Here is a 16,236-nt window from a genome sequence, read left to right as displayed (position 1 = left end):
GGTGACCGTGACGAGTTGGTATGAGCGTGTGTCCGCGATGCCCCGGGTGACCGGTGGCGACGAGGCGTATCTGTTGGCGGAGGAACTGTTCGGGCTGAACGCGCCGATGCATTTCGTCTGGGTCTTCGATCGCGATCCCGGAGTTGCGGCGGTGCAGCAACTGCGCGCAAGGCTGGCCGCCGGGTCGATACACCGGGCGGTTCACCGCACCAGGGTCCCGATGGCGCGGCACCGCTGGGTGCGATCGCATCTGCCTGCTGTCGGTTCCGACACCGATCGCATCGGTGACGACGAGGTCGGGACCTGGGCCGACGCGCACGTACGCGACACGACGCTGCGGCCGATCGACGGCGCGGGGTGGCAGCTGGACTCCGCGCTGACCAGCGATGGACGTCGAGTGGTGTCGTTACTCGTGTCGCACATGATCGCCGACGGTCAGGGGGTCTACCGTGCGCTCGCTGCAGCACACGCGGGCAACTCCGGCGCACTGCCGGACCCGGTATCGGCTCGTGGCGCACGTGCGGTCACCGAGGATGTCGTCGATGCAGGTCGGCAACTTGCCGCCGCCGCATCGTCGCTGCGGATCGTGCTTCGCGAGGCGTGGCGCAATCGTGGGTCGACGACGGCGCCGGCGCCGACGTCACCGGTGCCGAGCGCGCCGCGGCCCGTGCCGTCCGATGGGCCGGAGACAACGCTGGCGATCGTGAATGTCGACCGCGGTCAATGGCATGCTCGGGCCCGGGAGCACGGTGGTACGGCCAACAGCCTGTTCACCGCGTTGTTGGCGGGCGTCGTGCAGCGTTCGGGGTACCCCACGGGGCCGGAGTTACGGGTGTGTATCGCTGTCGACAACCGGGCCGGCGAACCCGACGAGCGGGCGAACGCGTCGGGCGGTGTGTGGATCCGGTTGTCCGACAGGGTTGACGCGCCGGGTCCGCTCGGTGGAATCCGAGCATTGAGCAAACAGGCGTTCGTCGAGTACGCGCAGTCGGGTGCGGAGCAGGTGGCCGACAACCTTCAGCCCATCGTACGGCTGCTGCCGCGTCGGCTGATCGCCAGGATGATGGCGGGGATTGCAGGTCCAGACACCACGGTGTCGAACCTTGGGGTGGCGCCGGAGACTGCGCTCGGACTCGGTGGGGTACACGCCAACTCGTTCGCTATCCGTGCCCTCATGCAGGGCATGCCCGCGGAGCGCCGGCGCATCCAGGGGCCGGCGATCGCGGCGTGGGCGGTGGAGTACGACGAGCGGATCACCCTCACCTTCTTCGGTATCCATCCCGATCATTTCGGAGATCCGGAGCTCGTCCGGAAACTCATCGCCGAGCAGTTGTCCTCCTGGCGACTCGACCACGAATTCTGGTGAGGTCGATGCCGATGTGGTCGCGCCAGTGCCGGAGTCGGATTCGAGTTGCAATTGTTTTGTACGGCAGTCGAGGTGACATCCAACCCGGCGTGTGTCTTGCTCTGGAACTACAGGGCCGGGGCCATCGGGTGACCGTGCTGGTTCCGCCGAACCTGGTGGATTTCGCGCGAAGCGCGGGAGTCGCGTCGGTGGTGGCAGTGGGGCTCGACTCCCACGCGGCCTGGTCGTCGGATACCGCGCTGAGCGTTGCGCGAGAGGGAAGCAGGTTGGCGCAGATGAGGTTTGCCGTACGCACCATGCGATCAGGCTTCGCCGCGTTCGACGAGTCGATGGCGGACGAGTTCACCGTCCCCGGAGCTCCGCTGTCCGATGTGGACATCCTCGTGGCCGCACCGCTGTGCCAGGACCGTGCGTTGGCGGTCGCGCAACGCATCGGGGCCCAACTGGTGGTACTGCGATACGCGCCGATGTCGGAAAACGGTGTCGTTGGCGCCGTACCCGTTCTCTCCAGATACATGTCACCTGCACTTCGGCGGTGGTCGTGGCGATGGGCCGACCGGGTGACCTGGGTTGCGACCGGCTGGAACGAGAACTCCTTTCGGCGCCGGATGAAGCTTCGCCGAGCACGGCGACCATTGTCGTTGCGGCTTCGTGACCGCGGAATCGTGCAGATCCAGGCTTTCGATGGAGCGCTCATACCCGGACTGGCGGAACAATGGCGCGACGCGAAGCCGGTCGTCGGGTTCCTGGACCTCGACACCGAGCATCGGCGCGACCTCGCCGAGATCGATGTCACCACACCGGAGTTGGCGACCTGGCTCGCCGAGGGAGACCGACCGCTGTTCGTCGGTTTCGGCAGCATGACCCTGCCCGACCGCGATACCGTCATCGCGACGCTGTGCGCCGCCGCGCGGCGGTTGGGTCTACGCTGTCTGGTCGCCGGACCCGAGTACCGAGGAGCCGTCGGCGATGACCGCGACATCTTCGTCGTCGCCGCGATCGACCATCAGTCGGTGCTGCGGCGCTGCGTGGCCGCGGTACATCATGGGGGTGCGGGCACCACCGCGGCAACCCTGCGCGCAGGTCTGCCATCACTGATCTGTGCGGTGACCGCCGACCAGCCGTTCTGGGCGCGCCGTGTACAAACCCTTGGGGTGGGCTGCGCGATGCGACCGTCGGCTCTCACCGAGACGATGGCCGCCGAAGCGCTCGCTACGATCCTGTCGGCGCCGGTCCGGGAAGCGGCCGAAGTCGTTGCGGCGCAGATGGTGGCGCCGGACAAAGCGGTCGCCACCGCGGCCGACATCGTCGAACAGGCCGTCGCTGCCGAGTAGTCAGCGGAAATCGGGTGACGACTGGGTGACGCCCCGGGCCGCGGTGAACCCGGGCGACGCGCACCCGAACCGGTCTGGGCGTTACTGGGCGATCAGCTTGTTGACCGCCCGGTTGAGGAAGTTGGGAATGAATTTCGCCGCATTGCCGAGCACCAGTGTCTGCGCGCCGACCGAGTAGCTGGTGCGGTGGAGCAGCTTGTCCTGACGCGTGGGATGGACCGACTCCCACACCTTGTCGGCGACCTGGTCGGGTGTGATCCGCACGCCGAGCGTCTTCGTCGACTTCGCCTCGTTCATGGCGAGCGCGGTCTTCGCCCAGAGTGGCCAGATCCCGACCACCCGGATGTCGTCGTCCTCCCATTCCAACTCAAGCGCTTCGGTCAGGCCGGCGACGAAGAACTTGGTGGCGCTGTAGGTCGCGATGCCCGGCTGTCCGTAGATCGCCGACGCCGAGGCGATGTTCACCAGGTGCGCGCCGGGTGTCGCCCGGAGGTACGGGTAGGCGGCTTGCGCGCCCAGTGCGACGCCGAGCGCATCGATGTCGATCTGTCGGCGCACGGCGTCGGGGGAGATCTCGTAAAGCGGACCCTCGACCAGGATGCCGGCGTTGTTGTCGAGGACGTCCAGGGTGCCTCCGGTGTGGGAGGTGAACTCGGCGAGCGCGGTCTCCCATTGCTTCGGATCGCGTACGTCGAGCGTCCCGGTGATGAATCCGGGGTGGTTGGCCTGGACTTTTGCCAGGGCATCGGTGTCGACGTCGAATACACCGACCGTCCATCCGGCGCGCCCGAATCGTTCCGCGGTAGCCAATCCGATGCCCGCGGCGCCGCCCGTGATGAAGATCGATGACATGTGCTTCTCCTGCTTTTGACCTGCATGTACGTGTCCCACGCGAAACTTACTGGCGAGTATATATCCGACCTTGTTCACTTCCGCGCGTTCCGATGCTATCGTGACAACACGCATTGTCATAACAGTGCTCATTGTCATGAAAGAACAGTTGTTCACCAACGGCCCGGAGGTCGAGACTCGATGACTGCAGCGATGGATCGCACGCAGGCCGACACCCACCATGGTGTCGACGAAGCGCAGAACGTGGTCAGCATGCGCGACCAAGGGACCGACGAGGTCTCTGAACGCCTGCTCGCCTCGGCGGCTCGGCTCTCGCGCAATGCGATGACCGAGATCGACTGGTCGGCCCCGATGGACCCCACCAAGTACGGGTGCAGCCCGGAATGGTCGTCGCTGTACGGCACCGCCTACTGGGAGGAACTCTCCGAGTCCCAGCGCATTTCGGTGACCCGCCATGAGTTCGCGTCGATCATGAACATCGGCATCTGGTTCGAGATGATCCTGCAGGAGATGGTCATCCGCGATCAGTACCTCGGCGCCTACCACAGTCCGGAGTTCCAATTCGCGCTGACCGAGGTCGCCGACGAGTGCCGCCACTCGATCATGTTCGCCAAGGCATCCGAGAAGATGGTCGGTACCTCCTACAAGCCCACCAAGAAGGTCGGGCGACTCGGCAAGCTGTTCAAGCGCACCGCCAAGAACGAGGTCGCCTACGCCGGCATTCTGGTCGCCGAAGAGGTGCTCGACGTCTTTCAGCGCGGTTGCATGCGCGACGATCGGGTGCTGCCGTTCATCCGCACCGTCAACGAGATCCACGTGCTGGAAGAGTCGCGGCACATGCGCTTCGCGCGAGAAGAGGTGCGTGAGTCGATGGATGGCGTCGGGTGGGCGCGTCGGCAGTTCAGCGCTCTCTACGTTGCGCTGGGCGCCTACTTCATCGTCACCAGCCTGGTGCAGAAGAAGGCGTTTGCCGATGCCGGGCTCGACGCCGACCGGGCCATGGCCGAGATGCGCTCCAACTCGCACTTCCAGTCCATGATCCGCAGCAGCTGCGCTCACCTCATGGAGTTCCTCGACGAAGTCGGCCTGCTCACCAAGCCGGCCATGTACTACTACCGGAAAGCGAACATGCTCTGATGTTCGTCATCACCCAGTCCTGCTGCAGCGACGCGGCATGCGTGTCGGTGTGCCCGGTCAACTGTATCCACCCGACACCCGAGGAGCGCGGCTTCGGCAGTTCGGACATTCTGCACATCGATCCCGAGGCGTGTATCGATTGCGGTGCCTGTGCTGATGCCTGCCCGGTGGACGCGATCTATCCGGCAGACAAGCTCGGCACTCGCGACAAGGTGTTCATCGACATCAACGCCGACTACTACAAGAACAACCCGGACGTGACCTCCGGGTGGTCGTCGGTCACGTATCCGGACATCCCGAAACTGCCGGCCGGTCTACGGGTTGCGCTTGTCGGCACCGGGCCGTCGGGCGGTTATGCGCTGCGGACGATCCTGGATCGCACCGAGGCGTCGGTGACCGTCATCGACAAGCTTCCCACTCCAGGCGGTCTCGTGCGTGCCGGCGTCGCGCCGGATCACCCGGGCACCAAGGGCGTGCTGCGGGGTTTCGATCTGCTTTATCGCGATCCGCGCGTCACCATGGCGACCAACGTCGAGGTCGGCATGGGCGAGGGCCAGATCACGCCGGACGAGTTGGCCGAACACTTCGATGCGGTGTTCTATGCGGTCGGTGCCAGCGAGTCACGTCGACTCGGCATCCCCGGGGAAGCCCTGCCCGGCTCGACGTCGGCGACCGATCTGGTCGCCTGGTACAACGCGGTGCCGGGCATGGAGGCTCCGCCGATCCCCCGTGACGGCACGGGACGCGCGGTCGTCGTGGGCACGGGCAACGTCGCACTCGACGTGGCACGCATCCTGGTGTGCCCGCCGGAGATGCTCGCCACCACCGACATCGCCGATCGTGCGCTGCGCATCCTGGAAGAACAGAACATCCACGAGGTGGTGGTGCTCGGTCGCCGCGACCAGGCGCACGCCGCGTACACATCTGCCGAGTACCGGGCGCTGTCGACGATCCCGGGGGTGGAGGTGGTGGTCCACGACGACCCCGACGCCGACCTCCCGGACTTCAGCGCGCCCGCCGATCCGGACAACCGTCGGATCACCTTCCTCTTCCACACCACCCCCGAGGAGATCTCGGGACAGTCGCGCGTCGAGCGGGTCACCGTTGCGACCGGTGGACGTCAACACCAGATCGCCGCCGATCTGATGGTTCGTTCCATCGGTTACCGTTCGACGCCGATCGGCGGGCTCCCGTTCGACGACGAACGTGGGGTGTTCCCCAATGTGGACGGCCGGATGACCACCGACAGCGGCGATGTCATTCCGGGTGTCTATGTGCTGGGATGGGCCAAACGCGGGCCGAGTGGCGGCATCGGCACCAACAAGGTCTGCGCGGAGGCAACCGTGGAGGACTTCATTCGCGATGCAGCCGCCGGGCATCTCCCGCGAACAACGCATCCGGCCAAGGCATTCACCGCCCTGCTGCGCCGTCGCACCCGACAGGTCATCGGCTACCGCGGAGTCCGTGCGATCGACGCCAGCGAACGGCGTCGCGGACTCGCACAGGGTCGGCCCCGCGTCAAATACACCGAGTTGTCGGAGATGGTCGGCGCAGCCGGGTGGCGGAAGAAGTAGGCCACCGGCGATCGAGGCGGCCTGGTTGCTCTGGTGGTTGAGTAGGCCGAGGCGCCAGCCGAGGCCGTATCGAAACCACCGCACGCGATCTCGATACGCTCCTCACTCCGTTCGTCGCTACTCGATCAGCGGGGGGACGCTCGATCAGCGAAGGGGGCGCGCGATCGGCGGCGGGGCTCGACCACCCGACCTCGAGATCACATCGGCCGACCTTCGCGGTGAGGTCCTGACAATCGCCTTGTAACACTCAGGCAAGAAGCGATTCACGCGCGGTAGCGATAGTGGCCGTATGTCCAGCACACCGCGGTTCCTGCAAGGCGTCTACGCGTTCACCGGAACGGGGCTGACGAAACCGGCGCCCATCGACCCGTCCCTGACCTACGTGGTGCCCCCCGGCATGACGGCACAGCCCCTCTACTTTCGTGGCGGGAACAGCTCGGGCGAACTGATCTATGTGACGCTGATGCGGGACGGCCAGCCCATGCGCATCTTCCCGATGGGGGCGCGGTCCTCGGTCAACGTCCCGCTGCGTGTGGTGGAGGACGTCGATCCCGACACCACCTTGGAGTTGGTCCTGGCGGCGCCGGAAGCGACGAGCGGTGAGGTCGTCATCGACTTCGGAATGGTCATCTTCTGATGCCTGTCGACGTCACGCCGCACGACGATGCAACCACCGCGAAGCGCAAGCTGGTGGTGGTCGGCAACGGTATGGCCGGCGCACGGACCGTCGAGGAGATCCTGTCCCGCGGTGGCAGTGAACTGTTCGACGTCACGATGATCGGCGACGAGCCCTACGGCAACTACAACCGGATCATGCTCAGCCACGTCCTCTCCGGCGAGGCCACACTCGACGACGACGACCTGATGCTCAATCCGATGGCCTGGTACCGGGAGAACGGGGTCACCCTCTACTCGGGCGACAGCGCCGAGGGCATCGATCGTTTCGCCAAGACCGTCACCTGCGCCAGCGGCCGTGTCATCGACTTCGACGTCCTGATCATCGCCACCGGGTCCAACACCTTCTTCCCCAACATGGATGGGCTGCGCGAGTCCGATGGGCGACTGGCGCGCGGCGTCTTCGGATTCCGGACCATCTCCGACACCAACGGCATGCTGCAGATGGCGACGGCGCGCGACGACGTCCGTGCTGTGGTCATCGGCGGCGGACTGCTCGGGCTCGAGGCGGCCTATGGACTCAAGACCCAGGGGGTCGACGTCGACGTCGTGCACTCGCCCGGTCACCTGATGAATCAGCAACTCGACGAACGCGGCGGAAAGGTGCTGCGCAACAAGATCGAGGAACTCGGGGTCGGCGTGCACACCGGCAAACGCACCACCGCCGTGCTGCGCACTGACGACGGCACCGTCAGCGGAGTCGGATTCGCCGACGGCGAATCGCTGCCGGCGGACATGATCGTGGTCACCGCCGGAATTCGGCCCAACGTCGAACTGGCACGCAGCGCCGGGCTCGTCATCGAACGCGGCATCGTCGTCGACGACCAGATGCGCTGCGAGGACGAGGGTTCCATCTACGCCGTCGGAGAGTGTTGCCAGCACCGCAGCGAGGTGTACGGGCTGGTCGCGCCGCTGTGGGAGCAGGCGGTGGTGCTCGCCGACGTCATCACGGGTGCGAATCCCCATGCGGAGTACCATGGTTCGCGACTGACCACCAAGCTCAAGGTTGCCGGGGTCGACGTCGCGGCCATGGGTGTGAAGGGTCCCGAACGCGAGGACGACGAGTTCGTCCAGTTCTACGAGCCGCGCAGCGGCACCTACAAGAGTGTGGTGGTGCGCGACAACAAACTGATCGGCGCCATGCTCCTCGGCGACATCTCCAAGGCCAACTTCCTCACCCAGGCCTTCGATGAGAAGGTGCCGCTGCCCGAAGAACGTATCTCGATGCTCTTCGACATGGGTACGCCCAGTGCGGAGACCGGTGCGGCCGAGCTCGCCGACGACGTGCAGGTGTGCAACTGCAATGGGGTCACCAAGGGCGACATCGTATCTTGCGTGCAATCCGGGTGCACCAGCGTCAGCGAGGTCTGCGCGAAGACCCGCGCCGGCAAGGGGTGCGGCTCGTGCAAGCCACTCGTCGGCGACATCGTCGAGTTCGCCGCGGGTGATGCGCTGACCGTCGACAAGTCGGCGGACTGGTACGTGCCGTGCATCCCGCTGACCAAGCCGGAGTTGATCGACGCCATCAAGCGGCAGGATCTCCGTTCGGTGTCAGAGGTTTTCGAGAACTTGGCGCCCGACGGTGAGGACGCCACCGCGAAGATGCCGTTGTCGTCGCTGCTGCGGGTGATCTGGGGAACCGGGTGGAATCGCGAACCGGGTGCGCTGTTCGTCAACGATCGAGTGCACGCCAACATCCAACGGGACGGCACGTTCTCCGTCGTACCGCAGATGAAGGGCGGCGTGACGTCGCCGCAGCAGCTGCGCAAGATCGCCGACGTCGCGGAGAAGTACGACATCCCGATGATCAAGGCGACCGGCGGACAGCGTCTCGACCTGCTCGGTGTGAAGAAGGAAGATCTGCCCAAGGTCTGGGACGACCTCGGCATGCCGTCCGGTTACGCCTACGGCAAGTCCTTCCGGACCGTGAAGACATGTGTGGGCACCGACTACTGCCGGTTCGGACTTGGGGATTCGACGGCGCTGGGCATCGCGATCGAGACGCGATACCAGGGTCTCGAGTCGCCGGCCAAACTGAAACTCGCGGTCACCGGCTGCCCCCGCAATTGCGCCGAAGCCCTCTGCAAGGACTTCGGCGTGGTGGCGATCGGCGACGGCAAGTGGGAGATCCTCGTCGGCGGTGCCGCGGGGGCGCACATCCGCAAGGGTGACCTGCTGGCGACGGTCGACTCACCGGAGGAGGTGATCCGCCTGTGCGGCATCTTCATCCAGTACTACCGTGAGCAGGCCAAGTGGCTCGAGCGCACGTACGCGTTCGTGCCGAGGATCGGCATCGAGGAACTGCGGGCGATCCTCGTCGAGGACCGCGACGGCATCGTCGGCGGTCTGCAGGAGCGCATCGACGAGGCGGTCGCCGATTACGTCGACCCGTGGCTCGATCGTGACGAGCCGCGATCGCCCGCCCAGTTCACCTCCGCGTTGCCGCTGCTGCCGCTACCGCAGGTGCCGGTCCGATGACCAGCGTCGACACCGGCGTCCCGGTCGGTCCGATCGATGATCTTCTCCCGGGGGAAGGGCGGGCCTACCCGGTCGACGGCCGCCAGGTGGCGGTGTTCCGGATGACCGACGGCACCCTGCGGGCCACCGACGCGGTCTGCCCCCATCGGGGAGGCCCGATCGCCGACGGCCAGTTCGACCTCGGCCACGTGGTGTGTCCGCTGCATCAGTACGTGTTCCGCTTCTCCGACGGCGGCTGTACCGCCGATGGGATCGGCTCGCTGGGCGTGTACCGCGTGGAGGATCGCGACGGGAGGATCGTCGTCTGGCCGTGAGGTTGTCCCAGTTGACACCTCAGCGCCGCGCGGTCGTCTCAGCAGCGATCGTGTCGCGCTCAGGTGTCATCTGAGACGAGTTCCCTGGTGGGCATCAGTGGCTTGAGGTGTTCGCGCCGACGCACGAGGTCCATGATCGTCTCTTCGGCGGCCGGCCACTCGTGCACCACTTGGTGATACGTCAGTCTGATGACCAGGTATCCGAGTTCGACAGCTGTGCGGTCGCGCTCGCGGTCCTTCTCGAATTGTTCTTTGCTGCTGTGGAATTCGTATCCATCCACCTCGATGATCAAGCGAGTGCCGACCAGCAGGTCGACGATGCCCACTCCCGGGATGTCGACCTGTGAGCGCACACCGATACCGCGTGATCGGAGCCGGAATCGGCTCATCGATTCGGTACCGGACTGAGAACTGCCGTCGCATCGGTCCAGCAGGCGGCGGATCCGCGCGGGTGCGGACCGGAACACGACCCGGAGGTCGGAGAGTTCGAGCAGCCCCAGATTCATGATGGAGTCGCAGACCACCACGATGCCTTCGTCGTCCAGGCATTTCAGTGCGTGCCGCAGCGCGACTGCCAGTTCGTCGACGGACGTGATCTCCGATTCCGGTCGGCCGTACTGTTCGCAGAACGTCGCGCCGGGCGTGCGGTGCGCACAGGCGCGGGCCCGGATGTGAACGGTATCGGATGTACCGGGAACCCAGACCTTGAGCAGTCGTAGCGCCGACAGGCAACTCAGCACGCCGCCACCGGCCACCGCCGACACCACAGTACTGTCGGCCCACGGTGTGGCGTACCACCCTCGCCGCAGACATCGCAGTGTGCCGTTCTTGAGGGCGGCCCGGAGTTCGGTTCGCGTCATGCCGGCCTCACGCAGTTGTTTCCACGAAGCGACGCCGAACCCAGCAGCGAGGACCTCGGAGTAGTCGGGTTGATCCATGGGGTGCAGCCTGACATCCGGTGAGGCGCGGACGAGGTGGTCGGCTGGTTCCCGGACGATATCTGTGGACAGATCCGAGAATGTGCAGAGCGCACCCATAACCCCTGTCCCAGATGACACCTCAGCAGCCCGGCAGACCTCCACTGCCCGGTGGTGGTCGGCTGGCGTGTCATCTGGGACACGTGGTCAGTTGACGGTGGCGTCCTGCACGATGTATCGCTCGGGCCCGAAGGTGAGGGTTGGCCTCTCCGATCAGGATCGACAGGATGGTGAGCCGGTACCGAACGGTGCAAGGGATGCCGGGACGGCCGGCTGCGCCGATGCGCTCGTCGCGGGTGAGGCGTACGCGCTCGCGGAGGAAGAGCTTGCGCCCCTCGCTGGAGGTCGAACTCGATGCCACCTCGCTGGTGCTACCGTGGCCCGCGCGCCTGCCGGACACCTGGGCAGCGCGTGTCCCGACGACGCCTCAGTACACGTCCCGCACGTACCGCTTGTCGGCCGCCAGTGCTTTCACGTAGGACTCCGCACCGGCGGGCGACCGACGTCCGTGATGAGCCACGATTTCCTTGAGCGTCGCGTCGACATCCTTGGCCATCCGCGTGGCGTCGCCGCACACGTAGACGTGTGCGCCGTCGTGCAGCCAGCGGTAGAGCTCTTCGCCGTGCTCCCGCATGCGGTCCTGGACGTAGATCTTGCGGTCCTGATCCCGTGAGAACGCGACGTCGAGGCGCGTCAGCAGGCCATCGGACAGCATCGTGGTGAGCTCGTCGCGGTAGTAGAAGTCGGTGGCCGAATACTGTTCGCCGAAGAAGAGCCAGTTCTTGCCCTCGTGGCCCAATGCCTGCCGTTCGCGGAGGAATCCGCGGAACGGGGCGACGCCCGTACCGGGACCGATCATGATCATCGGGGTATCGGGGTCCGACGGAGGTCGGAAATGCGTTGTCGACGTGACGAACACTCCGATGTCCTGACCTTCGCAGTGGTCGGCCAGGAACGTTGAGCACACGCCGCCGCGAGCCTTGCCGTGCAGGTTGTACCGGACGGCCGACACGGTGAGCTCGACCTCTCCGGGGTTGTGTAAAGGGCTCGATGATATCGAATATGACCGGGGCTGAAGGGTTTTCAGGACAGACACCCATTCCTCGGGGTCGGCCTTCACCGGATACTCGGTGAGTACGTCCACCGACTGCCGGCCCCAGGTCCACGCCTCCAGCTCCTGCTTGTTGCCTGCCGCCGCAAGGGAATGCAGATGCGCCGAACCGTTGCGGTCGGCGACGAAACGCATGAAATCCGGGGTGACCTTGGCGAACTCGAGACGTTCCCGCAGTGCGCGTCGTAGCGGCATGTCGTCGCCACCCGGCGCGTTGACGATCTCGCCGCCATCGAGGCCGGTCACGTCGAGCCATTCGTCGATGAGGGTGTTGCTGTTGAGCGGCCAGACGCCCAGGGCGTCACCGGCCTTGTAGGTCAAGGTGTCGCCGGGCAGATGGAACCCGAAGTTGCGCACGTCTTTCGACGAACCGTCACCGTTGAGTCTGACATTGCGCGACAGCTGGGTGACCAGTGGCTTCTTCTTCGAGAACGCGGGCGCGGTACGCACCGACGGCTGCGCAGATGAGTCGGCCGGCTCGCTGAGGACGGTGACCCGTTCGCCATCCGTCGATGGTCCCGCGCTCTCGTCTGCGGTGATCACCGTATTGACCCGGTCGAGCCATTGCCCGGCGTGTTCCTCGAAGTCCGGTTCGCAATCGACCCGTTCCAGGATTCGTCGGGCCCCGAGTTCGTCGAGGCGCTCGTCGAGATTGCGCCCGTGACCACAGAAATTGTCGTAACTCGAGTCCCCGAAGGCGAGCACCGCATAGCGTAGTCCCGACAGATCCGGCGCTGTATCGCCGCTGAGCGCATCCCAGAACGCCGAACCGTTGTCCGGCGGTTCCCCGTCACCTGTGGTGGAACTGACGAACAGCGTCGTGCCGCTGAGAGATCCCACGTCGGCGGCATCCATCTCGGTGACCGTGACGTCATATCCCTTGGCCCGGATGTGATCTGCCGTCTCGGTGGCGAACTCTTCGGCGTTGCCCATCTGGGAGGCCCACAGGACGGTGATCGACTCGCGCACCGCCTGCACCGCGTCATCGGCGCCGCCCGGTGCACCGGCGGTACCGACGCCCGACAGCGGTGCCCGCGCAAAGATTCCGTCGAGCACTCCCGACGCCCACGCGTGGACGTCGCTGCGCAGCGGCGCCCCGGGCGGCAGCACGGGACGGTCGTCGACAGGTGGATGCGTCCGGAGCCCGGCGATCATCCCGGCGAGGTACGTGCGTTCCGCTTCCGATGGCCTGATGTCTACGTCGGCGACCCCGAGCGCTGACGCCAGGGCATCGACCGGCCCGGCGCGACCGTGGTGAGCCTCGGTCGTGAGGTTGTCGGAACCCTCGGTGGACGAATGCTGAGCCGAAGGCGCACCCGCGACTTTGGTGAGGGTGACTGCGCACACCTTGAACTCCGGCTGCTGCGACATCGGGTCGACGGCGTCGGAGGTCACTGCGTTGATGGTCAGGTGCTCGCCGAACACGTCGTTCCAGTGGAACGGGACAAAACAATTACCCGGTCGAACCCGATCGGAGACCGTCGCGGGTAGCACCGCACGCCCGCGCCGCGATGCCACTTCCACCCGGTCCCCGGGGCCGATGCCGAATCGTTGCGCATCCTCGGGGTGGATCTCCACGAACGGGCCCGGGTTGAGTTTGTTGAGTTTGGTGACCCGACCGGTCTTGGTCATCGTGTGCCACTGATGTGGCAGACGGCCGGTGTTCAGCAGGATGGGGTATGCATCGTCGGGCATCTCGGCGGGATCGACGTGCGGCCGTGCGAAGAACTGGGCCCGACGGTTCGGCGTCGCAAACGCGAGCGCGGGCACGGTCCCGTCCTCGGCGGTGTGCAATGTCTGGCTTACGCCGTCGTTGAGGTAGCGGATGGGGTTGCGGCCCTGACCGTTCGGGGTCACCCCGGCATCGGCCGGTGGGCTGGGCCATTGCATCGGGGTGCGACGCAGCCCCTCGTAGGTCATCCCACGGAGGTCGTAGCCGGTGCGTGGGTTCGCGAACCGGCGGATCTCGTCGAAGATCTGTTCGGCGTCGGTATAGGAAAAGGCCTCGATATAACCCATCTCGCAGGCGATGCGCGCGATGATCTGCCAGTCCGGCAGCGCCTGACCGGGCGCGGTCAGGGCGGGCTCGAACAATGTCACGTTGCGTTCCGAGTTCACCATGGTGCCGGTCGACTCGGTCCACAGTGCGGCGGGTAGCGCGACGTCGGCGTAGGCGTTGGTCTCGGTGTCGGCGAAGGCGTCCTGCGTGATGACGAGCTCGGCCTGCTCGAGCCCGGAGATGACGGTCGACCGATTCGCCACGGATGCGACCGGATTGGTGCAGATGATCCAGCACGCTTTGATGTCTCCGTCGGCCATCTGGCGGAACATGTCGATGGTGCCGCCGTCCACCTCGGTGCGCACGGTTCCGGGCGCCAACCCCCAGACATCCTCGACGAACGCACGGTCGTCGTCGGACATCACCGCCCGCTGTCCCGGGAGGCCGGGGCCCATGTACCCCATCTCGCGGCCGCCCATGGCGTTGGGCTGCCCGGTCAGCGAGAACGGTCCGCTGCCCGGCCGGCAGATCGCGCCGGTGGCGAGATGCAGGTTGATCAGTGCATTGGTGTTCCAGGTTCCGTGTGTGGATTGGTTGAGGCCCATCGTCCAACAGCTCATCCAGTTCTGCGCGGACCCGATCATCTCCGCCGCGCGGCGGATGTCGTCGGCCGGGATGCCGGTGATCTCGCTGACCACTTCCGGCGGATACTGCGCGGTGAACTCGGGCATCTGCTCGAAGCCGTCGGTGAACGACGCGATGAAGTCGTCGTCGGTGTGCCCGCCGGTGATGAGCAGATGCAGCAGCCCGTTCATCAGTGCCAGGTCGGTACCGGGTGTGATCTGCAGGAACAGGTCGGCCTTGTCGGCGCTGGCAGTGCGGCGCGGATCGACGACGATGAGCTTCGCACCCGCCTTGATCCGGTCCATCATGCGCAGGTGCAGGATCGGGTGGCAGTCGGCGATATTCGACCCGATCACGAAGAACACGTCGGCGTGATCGAAATCCTGATACGAACCGGGCGGACCGTCGGCGCCGAGGGACTGCTTGTAACCGGTGCCGGCGCTTGCCATGCACAGCCGCGAGTTCGATTCGATCGCCGTGGTCCTGATGTAGCCCTTGGCGAGTTTGGTCGCGAGGTACTGCGCCTCCATCGACATCTGTCCCGACACGTAGAGGGCCAGGGCGTCCGGTCCGTGTTCGTCGACGATGGCGCGTAGTCGTGCCGCGGTCTCGGTGATCACCTGATCCATGTCGCCGGGCCGCGCTGGAGCGCCGCGTTCGTCGCGCACCATCGGCGTGACCAGGCGCCCGCCGGCGGCCAGCATGTCCGCGGTGGTCGAACCCTTGGTGCACAACCGACCGAAGTTGGTCGGATGATCCTTGCGGCCCACGGTCTTGGCGACCTGACCGTCGGCGCCGAGCGCCAGGTCCATTCCACAGCCCACCCCGCAGTAGGCACACAGCGAATGCACGATGTCGACGGACTTCACGATCTCCACATTCGACGGGGTGTGTTTCCTGATGCGAATCGGCCAGTTACACGCCTATCAACTTGACCTCACATGGGTGGGTCGCACATGTGCGCAGCCCGGTCGCGGACGCGACCGGCGGCGTTGCATTCGACTCGGCGCGCCCCGACCTGCAGCAATCGACGCGGGACACGGCGGTACGTCCTCAGACACATCTCAGCAGTTCGCGATAAGACTGTAGGCATGCGCATCCTTGTGGTCGACGACGATCGGGCGGTACGCGAGTCGCTACGCCGGTCGCTGTCGTTCAACGGCTACACCGTCGATATCGCGGCCGACGGTCTCGAGGCCCTGGAGAAGATCGTCGCCGAGCGTCCGGACGTGGCCATTCTCGACGTCATGATGCCGCGTCTGGACGGGCTGGAGGTGTGTCGTCGGCTGCGGTCGGCCGGCGACGATCTGCCCATTCTGGTGCTCACCGCCCGGGACACCGTCTCCGAGCGGGTGTCGGGTCTGGACGCCGGGGCAGACGATTATCTGCCGAAACCGTTCGCACTGGAGGAACTGCTCGCGCGGCTACGTGCGCTACTGCGACGTGCCAGTCCCGACGATGCGGCCGAGTCGGAGGAACTGTCGTTTGCGGACCTGACTCTGGACCCGGTGACCCGCGATGTGGCACGCGGTGAACGCAGCATCAGTCTCACTCGGACCGAATTCGCTTTGCTCGAGATGCTGATGGCCAACCCGCGCCGCGTCCTGTCCCGCAGTCGCATCCTCGAAGAGGTGTGGGGCTACGATTTCCCGACCTCGGGCAATGCCCTGGAAGTCTACGTCGGCTACCTGCGGCGCAAGACCGAAGCCGAAGGTGAGCCCCGGCTCATCCACACGGTGCGCGGCGTCGGTTATGTGCTGCGGGAGACCCCGCCGTAGTGGTCCCCGACGCATCG

The 16,236-nt window shown here is 65.9% G+C and carries 11 protein-coding genes; 8 read left to right on the top strand and 3 right to left on the bottom strand.

Going from position 1 to position 16,236, the window contains the following annotated elements; translation table 11 throughout:
* Nucleotide 1 precedes the first annotated feature (1 nt).
* Nucleotides 2-1,366 carry a hypothetical protein gene (locus VX037_RS02465; protein ID WP_328713086.1) on the top strand — a complete coding sequence of 455 codons (1,365 nt, stop codon included), beginning with the start codon at nucleotides 2-4 and terminating at the stop codon, nucleotides 1,364-1,366.
* A gap of 89 nt (nucleotides 1,367-1,455) precedes the next feature.
* Nucleotides 1,456-2,700: a nucleotide disphospho-sugar-binding domain-containing protein gene (locus tag VX037_RS02460; protein WP_328713084.1), complete on the top strand. Its 1,245-nt coding sequence runs from the start codon at nucleotides 1,456-1,458 to the stop codon at nucleotides 2,698-2,700.
* A gap of 81 nt (nucleotides 2,701-2,781) precedes the next feature.
* On the opposite strand, the gene VX037_RS02455 is transcribed toward VX037_RS02460, so the two are convergent.
* Nucleotides 2,782-3,552 (bottom strand): SDR family oxidoreductase, encoded by a 771-nt coding sequence (locus VX037_RS02455; protein ID WP_328713081.1) that lies wholly within the window; start codon nucleotides 3,550-3,552, stop codon nucleotides 2,782-2,784.
* A 180-nt stretch (nucleotides 3,553-3,732) separates the two neighbouring features.
* Here VX037_RS02455 and VX037_RS02450 point away from each other — a divergent pair, with 180 nt between their 5' ends.
* The 5 genes from VX037_RS02450 (at nucleotide 3,733) to VX037_RS02430 (ending at nucleotide 9,730) form a co-directional block, all read left to right on the top strand.
* On the top strand, nucleotides 3,733-4,689 hold the full coding sequence (locus VX037_RS02450; protein ID WP_235724712.1) for an AurF N-oxygenase family protein: 957 nt from the start codon (nucleotides 3,733-3,735) through the stop codon (nucleotides 4,687-4,689).
* Nucleotides 4,689-6,263: an FAD-dependent oxidoreductase gene (locus VX037_RS02445; RefSeq protein WP_328713079.1), complete on the top strand. Its 1,575-nt coding sequence runs from the start codon at nucleotides 4,689-4,691 to the stop codon at nucleotides 6,261-6,263. The genes VX037_RS02450 and VX037_RS02445 overlap by 1 nt, the downstream gene beginning before the upstream one ends.
* Nucleotides 6,264-6,552: 289 nt before the next feature.
* Nucleotides 6,553-6,900 (top strand): molybdopterin oxidoreductase, encoded by a 348-nt coding sequence (locus VX037_RS02440; RefSeq protein WP_235724710.1) that lies wholly within the window; start codon nucleotides 6,553-6,555, stop codon nucleotides 6,898-6,900.
* Entirely contained in the window at nucleotides 6,900-9,416 is a 2,517-nt protein-coding gene (gene nirB / locus VX037_RS02435) for a nitrite reductase large subunit NirB (RefSeq protein ID WP_287015570.1), read from the top strand. Before VX037_RS02440 ends, nirB begins: the two co-directional genes overlap by 1 nt.
* Nucleotides 9,413-9,730: a Rieske (2Fe-2S) protein gene (locus VX037_RS02430; RefSeq protein WP_235724708.1), complete on the top strand. Its 318-nt coding sequence runs from the start codon at nucleotides 9,413-9,415 to the stop codon at nucleotides 9,728-9,730. Before nirB ends, VX037_RS02430 begins: the two co-directional genes overlap by 4 nt.
* Nucleotides 9,731-9,789: 59 nt before the next feature.
* On the opposite strand, the gene VX037_RS02425 is transcribed toward VX037_RS02430, so the two are convergent.
* Complete coding sequence (locus VX037_RS02425) at nucleotides 9,790-10,668, bottom strand: type IV toxin-antitoxin system AbiEi family antitoxin domain-containing protein (protein WP_328713077.1); 879 nt, start codon at nucleotides 10,666-10,668, stop codon at nucleotides 9,790-9,792.
* Between the two features lie 466 nt (nucleotides 10,669-11,134).
* Nucleotides 11,135-15,253: a molybdopterin-dependent oxidoreductase gene (locus tag VX037_RS02420; protein ID WP_442903634.1), complete on the bottom strand. Its 4,119-nt coding sequence runs from the start codon at nucleotides 15,251-15,253 to the stop codon at nucleotides 11,135-11,137.
* 279 nt (nucleotides 15,254-15,532) lie between these two features.
* Here VX037_RS02420 and VX037_RS02415 point away from each other — a divergent pair, with 279 nt between their 5' ends.
* Nucleotides 15,533-16,219: a response regulator transcription factor gene (locus tag VX037_RS02415; protein WP_235724706.1), complete on the top strand. Its 687-nt coding sequence runs from the start codon at nucleotides 15,533-15,535 to the stop codon at nucleotides 16,217-16,219.
* The last annotated feature ends 17 nt before the right edge of the window (nucleotides 16,220-16,236 follow it).

Origin of the sequence: Gordonia sp. Z-3, assembly GCF_036233855.1 — a bacterium.
GTDB lineage: Bacteria > Actinomycetota > Actinomycetes > Mycobacteriales > Mycobacteriaceae > Gordonia > Gordonia tangerina.
This window is presented reverse-complemented; position numbering and strand designations above follow the sequence as displayed.

What these genes read in the sequence shown, in the direction of transcription:
- VX037_RS02455 (WP_328713081.1), bottom strand. Translation starts at nt 3,552, where the DNA reads ATGTCATCGATCTTCATCACGGGCGGCGCCGCGGGCATCGGATTGGCT.
- nirB (WP_287015570.1), top strand. Translation starts at nt 6,900, where the DNA reads ATGCCTGTCGACGTCACGCCGCACGACGATGCAACCACCGCGAAGCGC.
- VX037_RS02445 (WP_328713079.1), top strand. Translation starts at nt 4,689, where the DNA reads ATGTTCGTCATCACCCAGTCCTGCTGCAGCGACGCGGCATGCGTGTCG.
- VX037_RS02450 (WP_235724712.1), top strand. Translation starts at nt 3,733, where the DNA reads ATGACTGCAGCGATGGATCGCACGCAGGCCGACACCCACCATGGTGTC.
- VX037_RS02440 (WP_235724710.1), top strand. Translation starts at nt 6,553, where the DNA reads ATGTCCAGCACACCGCGGTTCCTGCAAGGCGTCTACGCGTTCACCGGA.
- VX037_RS02425 (WP_328713077.1), bottom strand. Translation starts at nt 10,668, where the DNA reads ATGGATCAACCCGACTACTCCGAGGTCCTCGCTGCTGGGTTCGGCGTC.
- VX037_RS02420 (WP_442903634.1), bottom strand. Translation starts at nt 15,253, where the DNA reads ATGGACCTGGCGCTCGGCGCCGACGGTCAGGTCGCCAAGACCGTGGGC.
- VX037_RS02430 (WP_235724708.1), top strand. Translation starts at nt 9,413, where the DNA reads ATGACCAGCGTCGACACCGGCGTCCCGGTCGGTCCGATCGATGATCTT.
- VX037_RS02415 (WP_235724706.1), top strand. Translation starts at nt 15,533, where the DNA reads ATGCGCATCCTTGTGGTCGACGACGATCGGGCGGTACGCGAGTCGCTA.